17 protein-coding genes (1 of these 17 running past the window's edge) are annotated in these 13,325 nt (G+C 28.3%); 9 read left to right on the forward strand and 8 right to left on the reverse strand.

All coding sequences use genetic code 11. The annotated features are described in order from the left end of the window. From IPP08_01125 to IPP08_01140, 4 genes are all read right to left on the reverse strand, one after another. Positions 1-262: the start of a glycosyltransferase family 2 protein gene (locus IPP08_01125; protein ID QQS66804.1), read on the reverse strand. The gene continues 662 nt to the left of window position 1, outside the view; 262 of the gene's 924 nt are visible here — the first part of the coding sequence; its start codon is at positions 260-262; its stop codon lies off the left edge, out of view. Continuing rightward, on the reverse strand, positions 262-1,674 hold the full coding sequence (locus IPP08_01130) for a hypothetical protein (protein ID QQS66805.1): 1,413 nt from the start codon (positions 1,672-1,674) through the stop codon (positions 262-264). The genes IPP08_01125 and IPP08_01130 overlap by 1 nt, the downstream gene beginning before the upstream one ends. 102 nt (positions 1,675-1,776) lie before the next feature. Next, complete coding sequence (gene rsmD, locus IPP08_01135; GenBank protein ID QQS66806.1) at positions 1,777-2,322, reverse strand: 16S rRNA (guanine(966)-N(2))-methyltransferase RsmD; 546 nt, start codon at positions 2,320-2,322, stop codon at positions 1,777-1,779. Beyond that, on the reverse strand, positions 2,319-2,900 hold the full coding sequence (locus IPP08_01140; GenBank protein ID QQS66807.1) for a helix-hairpin-helix domain-containing protein: 582 nt from the start codon (positions 2,898-2,900) through the stop codon (positions 2,319-2,321). Before IPP08_01140 ends, rsmD begins: the two co-directional genes overlap by 4 nt. A gap of 118 nt (positions 2,901-3,018) precedes the next feature. Here IPP08_01140 and IPP08_01145 point away from each other — a divergent pair, with 118 nt between their 5' ends. Continuing rightward, positions 3,019-3,354 (forward strand): carboxymuconolactone decarboxylase family protein, encoded by a 336-nt coding sequence (locus IPP08_01145; GenBank protein QQS66808.1) that lies wholly within the window; start codon positions 3,019-3,021, stop codon positions 3,352-3,354. A gap of 3 nt (positions 3,355-3,357) precedes the next feature. Here IPP08_01145 and IPP08_01150 read toward each other — a convergent pair whose 3' ends face one another. From IPP08_01150 to IPP08_01165, 4 genes are all read right to left on the reverse strand, one after another. After that, a complete protein-coding gene (locus IPP08_01150) occupies positions 3,358-5,688 on the reverse strand; it encodes a T9SS type A sorting domain-containing protein (GenBank protein QQS66809.1) in 2,331 nt (776 codons plus the stop codon). 51 nt (positions 5,689-5,739) lie between these two features. Further along, a complete protein-coding gene (locus tag IPP08_01155; protein QQS66810.1) occupies positions 5,740-6,414 on the reverse strand; it encodes a hypothetical protein in 675 nt (224 codons plus the stop codon). Between the two features lie 69 nt (positions 6,415-6,483). Further along, positions 6,484-7,887, reverse strand: coding sequence for a hypothetical protein (locus IPP08_01160; protein ID QQS66811.1), 1,404 nt, complete (start codon positions 7,885-7,887; stop codon positions 6,484-6,486). A 102-nt stretch (positions 7,888-7,989) separates the two neighbouring features. Next, the gene (locus IPP08_01165; protein ID QQS66812.1) at positions 7,990-8,577 is read right to left on the reverse strand and encodes an RNA polymerase sigma factor; all 588 of its coding nucleotides are present in this window, start codon (positions 8,575-8,577) and stop codon (positions 7,990-7,992) included. Positions 8,578-8,794: 217 nt separating this feature from the next. Here IPP08_01165 and IPP08_01170 point away from each other — a divergent pair, with 217 nt between their 5' ends. The 8 genes from IPP08_01170 (at position 8,795) to IPP08_01205 (ending at position 13,255) form a co-directional block, all read left to right on the forward strand. Then, complete coding sequence (locus IPP08_01170) at positions 8,795-9,139, forward strand: hypothetical protein (protein QQS66813.1); 345 nt, start codon at positions 8,795-8,797, stop codon at positions 9,137-9,139. Positions 9,140-9,725: 586 nt separating this feature from the next. Next, the gene (locus tag IPP08_01175; protein ID QQS66814.1) at positions 9,726-9,914 is read left to right on the forward strand and encodes a hypothetical protein; all 189 of its coding nucleotides are present in this window, start codon (positions 9,726-9,728) and stop codon (positions 9,912-9,914) included. A gap of 41 nt (positions 9,915-9,955) precedes the next feature. Next, positions 9,956-10,387, forward strand: coding sequence for a transposase (locus tag IPP08_01180; GenBank protein QQS66815.1), 432 nt, complete (start codon positions 9,956-9,958; stop codon positions 10,385-10,387). A 5-nt stretch (positions 10,388-10,392) separates the two neighbouring features. Beyond that, entirely contained in the window at positions 10,393-10,542 is a 150-nt protein-coding gene (locus IPP08_01185) for a hypothetical protein (protein ID QQS66816.1), read from the forward strand. A 212-nt stretch (positions 10,543-10,754) separates the two neighbouring features. Continuing rightward, positions 10,755-10,934 carry a hypothetical protein gene (locus IPP08_01190; GenBank protein ID QQS66817.1) on the forward strand — a complete coding sequence of 60 codons (180 nt, stop codon included), beginning with the start codon at positions 10,755-10,757 and terminating at the stop codon, positions 10,932-10,934. After that, entirely contained in the window at positions 10,922-11,128 is a 207-nt protein-coding gene (locus IPP08_01195; GenBank protein QQS66818.1) for a tyrosine-type recombinase/integrase, read from the forward strand. The genes IPP08_01190 and IPP08_01195 overlap by 13 nt, the downstream gene beginning before the upstream one ends. Before the next feature lie 184 nt (positions 11,129-11,312). Further along, positions 11,313-12,404 carry a hypothetical protein gene (locus tag IPP08_01200; GenBank protein ID QQS66819.1) on the forward strand — a complete coding sequence of 364 codons (1,092 nt, stop codon included), beginning with the start codon at positions 11,313-11,315 and terminating at the stop codon, positions 12,402-12,404. Then, a complete protein-coding gene (locus IPP08_01205) occupies positions 12,401-13,255 on the forward strand; it encodes a DNA adenine methylase (GenBank protein QQS66820.1) in 855 nt (284 codons plus the stop codon). The genes IPP08_01200 and IPP08_01205 overlap by 4 nt, the downstream gene beginning before the upstream one ends. Positions 13,256-13,325: the final 70 nt, after the last annotated feature.

The following is a 13,325-nucleotide window of genomic DNA, read 5'->3' on the forward strand; positions in this document are numbered from 1 at the left end:
CCCCTTGTGCAAATTTGCTTCCATAGTTGTTTCCTTTACCAAATCCAAGATTAACATTTGATCGAATTACATTTACTTGAGGAAATTCTGATTCAACTAAATTTGCACTATTATCATTACTAAAATTATCTACAACAATAATCTCAAAAACTATAGTTTTATCAATAATTGATTCATAAACAGATTTAATTGCATTAATTGTTAAGTTACAAGTATTGAAACTTAACATTATAACACTTATATCACATTTAAAATTATCCATTATAATTTTAAAGTTCTAATTAAGTTAAATTCCTTAATTTTAAAAATTCTAAGAAACATAAAAGAAATTATTAAAATTATAATAGGAATAGAAATTCTTAGGACAATATTTAAATCTACACATAGATATAAACTTAATGGAATTAATAATAAAATAGGTAAGAATTTTATGAAACCATTTAAAATGCCTTTTCTCATCTCTAATATCATAGAATATAATTGAAACAATATTACACATAATGTTGAAAATATTTTTACATACATAATACCAACAACTCCAAATGAATTAATTAAAGCTAATTGTAAACAAATGGCAATAGATAAACCAAGTAATGAACCATAAAATACTTTAATTCTAAATCCTATCGCTAGTAACATTTGATCAAAAAATATGATAATAAAGCTTAACCCACTAGTTATACTGTAAATTTTTAATAAATGAGTTTCACTTGAGTATTGTGATCCAAAAATTGTTATAATATTTTCAGAAAATATATTAATAATAACATAAATTGTAAGAGAAATTAACAAAAATACTTTAAACACAAATTCTAATAAGCTTTCCATTTTTATATCATTTCTTTGTGTTTTGTACAATTGGGTAACAACTGGAGCAATTCCAATTGAGAGCATCACTGGAACAAAAACTATACCTTGAAAAGGCCTAAATGCTGCGTTATAACCAGCAATATCTGAATTTGATAAATGACCACTAATTATAAAAGTTTCAACTTGTGAGAACAACTGACCAATTACAGACATTAAAGCAATTGGTAATGTAGTTAAAATTATAGATTTATAATATTTAAATTTAATGTTGTATTTAAATACCTTTTCATTTATTAAAAATTTAAATAAAGGTAATGAAACAATTAAAAACCCTAAAATACTTGAAGAACCTAAAATTAAAAATATATTAAATAATGTCAGTGTATTGTAAAATTTAAGAATTAAAATAGATACTATTCCAATAACTCCATCAATTAGTGAGATTGCAGAAACCAGATAAGTTCTTCCTTTAAGCCTTAAAACAGCTTCAAAAAATTGTCTTAAGCCACTTGCTTTACTACTAAATAATGCAACCCCAAAAAATAAATTAACATACCAAAGTAAATCAGATTTATTGTAAAGTATAAGGTATAAATTTATCCCTAAAAACCCGAGGAATATAGTTACACAACGTAAAATAAAACCAGCTTTAAATATTGGTGAATTGGTTCCATTTGTTAACGATATCTTAGGATAAACAGTAGCAATTATCCCAAAATCAATAAATGATATAGTGACAATTAAATATGAAGAAACTAATGAGAACAAACCAGCATCATCCTTAGTTAATGACCTAAAAATTAATGCAGTAGTAGCAAAGGAGATAATAGCTCCAAATCCTTGCAAAATAACAGATAAAATCAAATCTGAGCCAATATTGATTTTTTTTAACGACTTAAAAATAATGTTTAAATGAAATGGATTAGAATTAAAGAAAAATATGTGTAATTTATTTCAAAAAAATTATTATTTAGTATAAAAAGTTAAAACTGATTCACCAAAAGACCTTGTGAGAAGCAATTTTAAATTAGTAAATTGCAAATCTTTAATAAAATTTGAATGCTCAAAAACAAAAATACCTGAAAATTTTAAAGTTCTAGAAATTAAATCTGAAGAATTCAAATTAAAATATGCACTTGAAAAATAAGGAGGGTCTGCAAAAATTAACTCATAATTATCAGTTTTGGAATTCAATAGAAATTCAATACAATCCATGTTGTAAACTTTTGCTCTTTGAATTAAATTTAGACCATTAATATTCTGAGTTATATTGTTTGAACACATTTTATTAAGTTCAATAAAATCGCAAGATAAAGCACCACGACTTAATGATTCAATTCCTAAAGCTCCAGTACCAGAATACAAATCCAAAACTTTTAAATTGTTAAAATTAATTCTTGAATTAAGTATACTAAATAAACTTTCTCTTACTCTATCAGTTGTTGGTCTTAAACCATCTACTTTAATACTATTAATTAATCTTCCACGCAGTTCCCCTGAAATAATTCTCATTTAACTTTTATAAAATTTTTCATTTTGTTATACTTTTTGTCACCGATACCGGAAACATTTAAAAGATCTGTTGTCGATGAAAACTTATTTAATTTTCTATACTCAATAATTTTTTCTGCAATAGATTGCCCAACACCAGGTAACTTAATCAAATCATCAATAGGATCATTATTTATATCTATTTTTACTTTTGGTAAATCCTTTTTATAACTTTCATTGTGTTTATAGTCGTTAATATTTGAACTATTTTCAATATTACTTGAGGGAATAAATAATGTTAATTCAGAATTTGTTTTGGTGTTATTTAAAGAGTTAGTATCATTAGAATTTGAAAAAATAGTATCAGATTGAAATTGTTTATTAATAACATTTTCAATATTTTTATCGGTATTAGCGTTTATAATTGAATCGTATCGAATTGCAAGTTTGAGCATATCTTTAGTTTGAACATCTACATTATCATTTGAAAAAAGTGAAAATACAAAACCTATTATTCCAATTGCACTTAATGAAAATGCAATTATAACATCTGATCTGGTAATACCTAACTTTGAGGATAAGTTCTCAATTGGTTTCATAGAAAATAAATTTAGGGTTAATAAGCAATCTTAATTCTATTTTGCAAGATAAGGAAAGCAATGTAAAATAAAAGTTTAAATAGAAATTTTTTGTTAAGTTTAATATAAATAAAAAAAAATGTCAAATTATTACGAATCATCAGATTTAGGGAGATTTGCTGAAGTTGGAAAGCATAATAAAGAGTTAATGGATAAGTTTTTTGAATATTATGCAATGGCAACAAGTACAGAAGGAGCATTATCTAAAAGGGAGAAACAATTGATAGGTTTAGCTGTAGCACATACTATTCAATGTCCATATTGTATAGATGCATATACTCAAGGTTGTCTAGAAAATGGTGCAGATCCAAGCCAAATGACTGAAGCAATTCATGTTGTAGGAGCTGTTAGGGGTGGAGCATCTTTAGTTCACGGTGTACAAATGTTAAACAAATTAGAAAAACTTGGTGCTTGAAATCTAATCAATAAGTACAATTTTAGATAAATACTTTTTATTAACCTTACTAAATCTAATAAAATAAGTGCCAGCTGGTTGTAAATTACCATGTATGTCTTTACAATCCCAAATTAAACTTCTTTGTATCAAATTTTCAATAGGAAATGAATAAATTTCTTGTCCTAGAATGTTCATTATTGTGACTGATGAAATACTTTTATCATTAATTGATATAATTAAATAATTACGAAATGGATTTGGGGAAATTAAGGCAATTTTATTAGTTGAAACAAAATCAACTGTTCCAATATTTTTAACTTCAAGTTCAATCGGTATTAAAAGTGTAGAATCATCCGCCATAACTCTAAGCAAAGCTTTATAAAGGCCTGGTAATGTATATATATCTGGAGAAGCAGTTATTTTAATACCAGCTTTTAAATTTGGATTTAGGATAAAAGGAACTTTATAGTTAACAAACTCAACTTTTAAATGTTTAATAGCGTCACCAGAAGTTAAATCAATTAATTTAATTTTTGAACTATCATTACAAATATTTGTTGTTAACTCTTTAAAAATCGAAGTAGATTTATTCTGTTCTATAGAAATCCTAATAATAGTATCCCTAATTAAAGCAGTTTTAAAACAAATGTTATCATATATTTTAACATTATTACTATTCCCATCATTATCTGATATCGAAATTAATAATTCACCGCTTGGATCTGATATGGCTTTAAATATAGGTTCAGCATCATCATTTAGGTTACCAGAAATTCCATCATCAACAATTTTCCAACCAGGTGAATTAAAAAGATTAATTTCATTTATTCCACTCGAATAACTCTGTGATTTATCTGAGATTTTAACTTTTAAAGTGCCCTTTACTTTATTTTCAATAACTCCTAAAAAAACTGGAGCTTTTGTATCAGGTTCAATTTGAGTTATCCATGTAGGATTTGTCCATCTATAAAAATCCCCAACAGCATTACCTCCTATTAATTCTGTGCAAATTGGAAATTCTGGTGATGAAACCATTATATGAGATCCAGAAGATATATTTATTGTATCCCAATACCAATCAGATTTATTAATTTGATTAAAATTTATGCTTGAAAATTTTTCAATTAATTTAACTCCATCAAGGGTAATTTTATTTAATGGATTTGAAGAATCAGAAATTGCTTTTAACTTGTCGCCTTTAGCAATTATAACAACTTTATGAGTTTTAAAATTATCGGAATTGATATCAATTGGAGCGCTAAAAATAGTATTAGAAGAGTATGAAGAAATAGGAACTAAAGGAATCATACTAGGAGCATTATCAGCTACGGGGAAATCTCCACCAGAAACACGAAGCTGAGAAATAAAAACTGGATTATTTGAACTCCAAATAGTGGTATTATTTAAACGTAAAAAATTTATTTGAGATAAATCTAAAACATCACCTCTATCCATTTTAAATGTGTCAATATCTGCAGGTAAAAATGGTCTTAAATTTTTAACTATTAAGCGAGTACTATCTTTGGAAGCAACTACTCTAAATCTATCTCCTTCACTTCTTGATGGTATTGCAATATATTCTTTTCCCCATAGACTGTCTGGCAACATCATAAATGATTGATGTGAACTAAAAAGTCCAGTTTGGTATTTAGCATCAACAGTGATAGGAGTTCTAGTGTGCCCACAAATCAAACCAATTGGTTTATTCGATTTAATAACAGAAGAAGTTAAATCTCTAACTCCAAGCTCACCTTGCCTTGCTCTAACTAAATAAGTTTGTCCTTTATTTAATTTGAAGTTTACTTTCTGATTTGCAGAATACTTTGTAGTGTTTGCACTTGGAATTACTGTAACTTGTGTACTATCTTCTGAAGCTATAATTAAGAATTGGCAAACTTTGTCATTGTCTGCATTTGGAAGAGTAACAGATAAATAACTAGTACCCCAAAAATTTATTGGAATTACTGCAAACCCAGCAGATGATTTATTACGTGAGTTAAGTGTAAATACAGAAATTGGAATCCTTGATGTGATATGAATTGAACCATAAATTGGAACTTCAGAAACCTTTTGTTCTAAAGTTAAATCAATATTTATAATTGATGTTTTACCAGCTTCTAATTTAACAGTTTTAGATGGTTGATTAGGAATTTCAATAGTACAAACTGTGTTCTTTTCAGAAGTTAAATAAAGACCCATAAATCTAGAAGCAGAAGCATTATCATTTGGCAAGAATGCTGTATAATAATCTGTGCCAATTGTTGATGGAAGAACTAAAGATGACTCAATGCTTTGTGAAAAAGCATTATTAAAAACTAAAAACAGAGTTATATAAAAAAATAATAATCTCAAAATATAAATATTAAATTTCTAGAAAACTAAATATAAAAAAATTAAAACTAATTATGGTGATGGAACAGTCTCTAACAATACACTACTTGAAATAAGATATTCTTGGTTATTAACAGGACTTTTTCTACGTGGAACAGAGTTCTCTATTGTTTGTATTGCTCCAACTCCTTTTGCATAAGATCTAATATATGATGAAATAATATCTCCTTCATCAAGACTATTTATATCAATAAGTTCATACTTCACAACAACTATGTCATGATAATTAACTCCTTCTAATTGAAGTTCACTAAGCTTTTCAATAACAGTTGCTCTGGTTAATGGAATAGTTTCAATATCATCTTTATAATCAGAAATCCAAGTTTTATCTTTAACCAAAGGTCCAACCAGAGCATATTTTGCATAAGGAACGTTCATAGTTATTAAAGTATCTTTATTTAAAGGTATAAATCCAAAATTATTACCAGATGAACCACCTTTCTCTTTCATCTGAAAAAAATATCTACCTTTATAAGAATCTTTATTAGAAATTTGGATAGAAAAATCTTCATTAGAAACTCCCTTAGATCCATTTACATCTGCTTCTGTTCGATACCTCATTAAGGTCCCAACTTTAGTTGGCCAAGAAAATGAACTAACATCTTGCCATTGTTCTTCACTCGGGGAAGTAATTCCACATGAATTAACAAATAGAAAACTTAACAAAACAAACAATATACTTTTCATAAATAATTACTAAATTTTTTAAAATTAATGATTATGATTTAGCATCAAAACCTTCTGATTACTAGAGAATTAGAATCTAACATACAGCCCATATCTACCTTCAATCATAGTACCTTGAAATTTATCTAGTGCTTGTGAACTAGTACCAATATTCTTATTTACTTTTTTAAATGATTCTCTTTCAGCAGTTAAATCATAACTATATTGAGATAAGCCACCACCAAATTGAAGACCAATATTATTAGATAACATCAAAAGAATAACTAAATCTGCACCAGATTTTTTACTTGTACTAGTACCACCATAAGAACCTTCAATCTCAGCAGCTAATATCTTTGAAATTGGTAACCTATAGTTACCAAAAATTTCAAACCAAACTTTCTTTTCTGCGATCATTTTTGGATCTAGAATTGGATATCCAGTCTCTGTTTGATTTCTTGTTGATAATGAAATTGTTGATATTGTACCATAAGCAGCCCTACCACCAACTCCAACTCTTCCATCTAAAAATCTATAACTTATTCCTAAACTTCTATTAGAAAATTCTAAATCTGGGTTAAAAATGCCTATTGGTTCTGGAGTAATAAATCCAATTCTTTCATTAAAGCTAAATTCAATACCATTATTTGTAAATGGATTTTTAACATTATTTTCAATCAAAGGATTAGATAAATTTTCATCCTTTTTGAATTGGGTTTTACCTAAATCTGAATTTTCAATTTTCAAATTCTCACTTAATTTAACTTCTTCATTTGGTTTACTAGTCGAAACTTTTGATTTGATTAGTGCTAAATTTAAAGAATCATTCGAAAATTGTAAAGCTGTTAATCTGTTTTTAAAACCATTATCTTTAGAAAATTTATCATTTTCACTTTTAACACTACTAGGAACTTTTTTCTCAATAATTTTATCTCTATAAATTACTTTTGGATTTGAACTTTTATTTAAAGAAATTAAATTAGTATTTGATTTTGTTGATGGTTCAATTAATAATTTATCGTCAGTTTTATTTAACGATGAAGAACTTTTTGACAATTGAGTTTTGAAATCCAAATTATTAATTGATCCTTCATTTAAAACTGCTAAAGATTGGATGCCTTTGTTAGAAAATTTATTTGTAGAATTACTATTGAATAATAAATTAGAACCTAAGATGTAACCAATAACACCCGCACAAATAAGAGCACTACTTCTTAAAGCCCATTTGGTAATAAATTTGTTAAACAAGAATTTATTAGCAGATAAAGGAATATTAGGAGTGATTGAATTGCTAATGTTACTCCAAATAGAATCAGCCTCATTCGAAGTTAGAACGCTTGCAAATCTATCAGATTCTAATACTGAATTTAGTTTGATATGTTGTAAAAAAATCTCACGTTTTTCTGGGCTTACGCTAAGAATATGTAAAAGCTCTGTTGCTCTTACATCAGACAAACCACCCTCAAGTAACTGTTGAATTTCGTTAGTAGTCATGTTATTGGTTTATTAAATCTGAAGTCTAAGATTCTTTAAATTTCAATCTTATATTTGAATCTAGATTTAAATTATAATTCTAATTAAATAAATTTAGAAATTTTACTCTTCTGGAAATTTGAATAATGATGCAAGTTTTCCTCTTAAAATTTCTCGAGCTTTAAAAATTCGGAATCTAACAGTTGATAAAGGAACATTAATTAACTCACAAATTTGTGGATATGAATAACCTTCGTATTCAAATAAAATAATTGCTTCCCTATATATATCTGGTAACCTTTGTATTTCTTTGTTTAATATTTCACTCAAAAGCACATCTTGTTCTGATGTATCTAATGCATTATAGCCAAAATTAAATTCATCAAATTCTACAGTAATTTTTCTATCTCTAATAACATTTAAGCACAAATTACGAGCAATAGAATGCAACCAACCTGGGAAACTAGTCCCTTTTTTATAGGATTCATTTTTCTTGAAAACTCTTATGAAAACTTCTTGTAATACATCTTTTGCAGCTTCTCGGTCATTTAAAGTTCTCAAACAAAAATGGAATATTCTAGCTTTATACTTTTCATAAATTACTTGGAATGCGAACTTATCGCCACTACCAATTAAACTCATTAATTCATCATCTGTGAGCTCGGATATGTTTTGATTGCTACGTTTTATAAACACATCTGCAAGCGACATTATCTTATTATTTCGGAGTTGAAAATCTTTGTTGTTAAAGCAAAGAAGCAAAATAAACACTTTTGCTATTACTAAACACTTGAAATTTTGATTTGTTAGTAAAAATGTATTGCCAAATTGAATACTAAGATTAATTTATTAAATGTTAACTAAATTTGCAGAGATTAATTTATTAAATGTTAAATAAATTTGCAGATAAAATTTTGATTAAAAATAAATGACTAATAAAGAAAATGGTTTAAAGAAAGTACAAGAATTAGTTATTCGATTTAACGAGCAATATCCTGCATATAAAAAATCAGATTATTATGAAAATCAAACACGTAGAGATTTTATTGACCCATTTTTTAAAGCATTAGGTTGGGACATTGATAACGAACAGGGATTTACCGAAAGTTATAGAGAAGTAATACACGAAGACAAAGTAAAAGTTGGGAAAGCAACTAAAGCACCTGATTATTCATTTAGATTAAGTGGAGGACAACGCTTATTTTTTGTAGAAGAAAAAAAACCAAGTGTATTAATAAAAAGACGATATTCAACCAGCTTACCAAGTTCGTAGATATGGCTGGAGTGCAAAATTAAACATAAGTGTAATTACAGATTTTGAAGAATTTGCCGTTTACGACTGCACCAAAAAATCAAACCCAACAGACAAAAGTAGTGTTGCAAGAGTTAAATATATTACATTCAACGACTACGAAATCGAATGGGATTTTCTTTGGAGTACATTTAGCAAAGAAGCAGTTTTAAAAGGAAGTTTTGACAAATTTATTGGAAGTAATGTCAACAAAAAAGGAACTGCAACTGTAGATAAAGAATTTTTAATTTCATTAGACACTTGGAGAACTTTACTTGCAGAAACGATAAGCAGAGAAAATAAGTAATTTGACGAAGACGAACTAAATTTTGTTGTTCAACAAACTTTAGATAGAATTATATTTTTATGCATTTGCGAAGACCGTAGTATTGAACCTTAAGGAAGATTACTAGACTGCATTAAAAATGGAGACTATTACAAAAATCTACTACAAGAATTTATACAAACAAATAACAAATATAATAGTGGGCTTTTTGATTTTAAAAAAGACAAATTAAGCAACACACTTGGAATAAATAATAAAACACTCAAAACAATTATTAATCAATTGTATTATCTAGAGTGGCCCTATGAATTTTATGTTTTTAGTGTTGAAATTTTAGGAAGTGCTTACGAGCAATTTTTAGGAAAAACCATAACAATCAATAACCGTGGGAAAGCAGTTACTGAACTAAAACCCGAAGTAAGAAAAGCAGGTGGTGTTTACTACACACTGTATAGCCCTGAAATAGGTTGACTCTAAATAAGCGGATAAGTCAACTTAAAACAGGACAAAAAATGAGTAAAAAACAAAGTTCTCTTCGAGCCGAAGCACAAAAACTTTTCTATAAAGAAGAGTTCAAACAAAAAATTGTAAATGAAGTATTGAGTGGTAAACTCAATAAAACTCAGGCATCTAATCTTTATGGTATAATAGGCAAAGCAACTATACTTTATTGGATCAGACAAAGCCAGGGTCTGAGTGGAAGAGACTTAGCTCTACCCAAACAAATTGCTAATTTTACCGAAATGAAAAAGAATTTTACAGACAAAAAACTTGAAGAAGAAAATAAAGAGCTTCGGGTGCTTTTACGTGTGGCAGAACTGCGAGCTGACCTCTGGCAACGCAACATTGAAATTACAGAAGAAAAGTTTGATATTGAAATCACGAAAAAGTTTAGAGCCCAAGCATTGCATCAATTAAAGAGCAAAGACCAAAAGAAAAAGTAATTGATATGTGTGCCACCTTTGGTAAAACAAAACAAGCATACTACAAACAACTTAAATCAGTTGAACTTAAGTCAATTACTAATGAAATAATGCTTGGGCTTATCGAAAAAAAAAGAACATTATGGAAACGTGGAAGCGGTAGAAATCTGCACTAAAGTTTGAAACATGAAATGGAAACTCATCATATAAAATTAGGTAGAGATAAGTTTTTTGACTTGCTCAGAGAAAACCATTTACTTATTAAAACCAAAAGATACAGAGTTAAAACCACATGTAGTTATCACCATTTCAATCGTTATCCATATTTGATAAAAGACATTGTTCCAGTAGACCCTAACCAAATATGGGTGTCCGATATTACCTATTTATGGCTAAAGGAAAAAATGATAGAATTGTTCTCATGTCGGAAACTGTTCTAGAGCTATTGCGAATGTATTATTTGGAGCATAAACCAAAGGAATACTTGTTTGAAGGACAAAAAGGAGGAAAATATACTGAAAGTAGTTTGGAGGAGGTGTTTCATAAAGCAAAAAGTTGGCAAAAATAAATAAAAGTGTTAGCTTGCATACATTAAGACAAAGTTATGCAACGCATTTATTAGAAGGCGGAACTAATTTGAGATACATTCAAGAATTGTTAGTCCATAAAAGTCCAAAAACAACTCAAATTTATACTCATGTTAGTACTGAAGGACTTGGTAGAGTTGTAAGTCCAATTGAAAAAATGAAATTAAAACTATGAAAATAAAGCAGTGTTTCAAAAACATAAAACCGGGGAAAGCCGTCTAAAAATGGCAGGTTTTGGAGGGTTTTGTGATGTAAAACTCTTTATATAACAGAGTTGTGTGCAATGCTAAAAGACACCGTACTACAAACAACCTACGCATAAATTTGTATCTTTGACTAGAATTTAATAATCATAATAAATGGACATAATTGGCAAAATAACAGGCATAAAATATCAAGTTCTTTTCACAGAGAATTTGAAAGATATGAAAATAAAAGGTTTTGACATAAATGAAATGCCTTCGTCTTGCTTGCTGACAAGTAATAAAAACACATTTGCTATTTCAAAATGGGTTTCACCCAAAAGAACTCGTTCCTATCCTTTTGAACGAGTATTTAACACCTTAAATATTTCTAAGAAAATTACTGTAATTCCAATTGTTAAAGATGAAGGTGCAGTAGGCGACAGGGATTTTATACAATGGGATACAGTTTCATTAATGTCTTTGTTAGACGTTTTTGTAATTTTTGCATATTATGACAAGGCGGATAAAGCAGACAAAAAGATAACTAACCAACAGTTTGACAATAAATATGTACTTTCTAAAATAAAAGAAATTGAACAGTATCATAGTTCTGCTCTACATTGGAATTTGAATGAGTTGAATACTAATTTGCACAAAATTATTGATAAAGTCAAAACCTCTTATGCCAATATTGAACAAACCACAAAAGTTAAACTGCACAATACAAGTGGTTTAGACAACTTTAAGGAGAAAATAGGCAAAGATGTTTCACTTTTTATGGCATTTTCAAGAGACAAAGCACAAAAAGCACAATCAAGAGAATTTGTTACTCTTCAACCAAAAGAAAGTTTATCTACACTTTCAAAAGCAAAAGTTACCATAACCAATTATTTAGGCGGTCAATACTTTTTAACTGTTGATGAAATAAAAATTACACCAACCAAAGTCAGTTTAATTGAAGGCAAACATAGTAAAAACGCTATATTACCAAGTAAGGGCGACATTAAAGACGGGTTATTGAAAATGATTTTATACTGTAATCTTTCAGAAGTTACTGCAAATGGAAAGAAAATAAAGAGCGAAGCCATTTTGAATTTAACTTCTTCTAAATTAAAAGGCGTAATTGCTTCTACAAGTACAAAAAAGGATATTACTCAATTCTTTTCCGAAAACTCGTTTTCTGACCTTCAAATAAAACTTGTAGAAACAATATTTTCAGAAGCAAAACAAAATAATTTTATCATTCAAATACAACATTCAAAATGATAAAAAGTCCATTAAGATACCCAGGAGGAAAAAGCAGGTCAGTAGATTTAATTTCTACCATTATTCCTGAATTTGACGAATTTAGAGAACCATTTTTAGGTGGTGGTTCTATTTTTATATATGCAAAACAACGATTTCCAAATAAAACATTTTGGATTAACGACCTTTATTTTGAACTCTATAAGTTTTGGGAAATGACCCAAAAAGATGTAGATACACTTATTGATAAAATTTATGAATGGCGTAATCAATTTCCAGTAGGAAAAGAATTGCATAAATTTTTAAATGAAAATTTAGCAAATTTTAATGATTTAGAACGTGGTGCGGCCTTTTTTATTTACAATCGGATTACTTTTTCAGGGACAAGTTTAAGTGGTGGATTTAGCGAACACGCTTTTACAGGTCGCTTTACAGAAAGTAGTATACAACGTTTAAATCAATTTGCAAAAGTCATTAATGGTTCAACTATCACAAACCTTGACTACGAAGAATTAGTAAATAAAGAAGGCGAAAATGTTTTTATTTTTCTTGACCCACCTTATTATTCAGCGACAAAATCTGCATTATATGGTAAAAATGGGAATATGCACAAATCATTTGACCACGTTAAGTTTGCCGAAAATATGAAAAATTGCAAACATAAATGGCTCATAACTTATGACGACAGCGAATACATTAGAAATTTGTTTTCATTTGCAAACATTATGCCTTGGGAACTTATGTACGGAATGCGAAATGTAACAGCAGGTGCAGACCAAAAAGGAAAAGAACTATTTATATCAAATTATTTAGAAGCGTTGCCCGAAAAACAACAATTGACATTATTTGAACCAACAGAAAAATATGAATAGAAAAGCACTGCACACAACAAGGTATTTGCGAAAAAGCGGGTTCAGTGCTAAATTGAACATTTGGTTTTCA

It is taken from the genome of Chlorobiota bacterium, from assembly GCA_016700335.1.
GTDB lineage: Bacteria > Bacteroidota > Ignavibacteria > OLB7 > OLB7.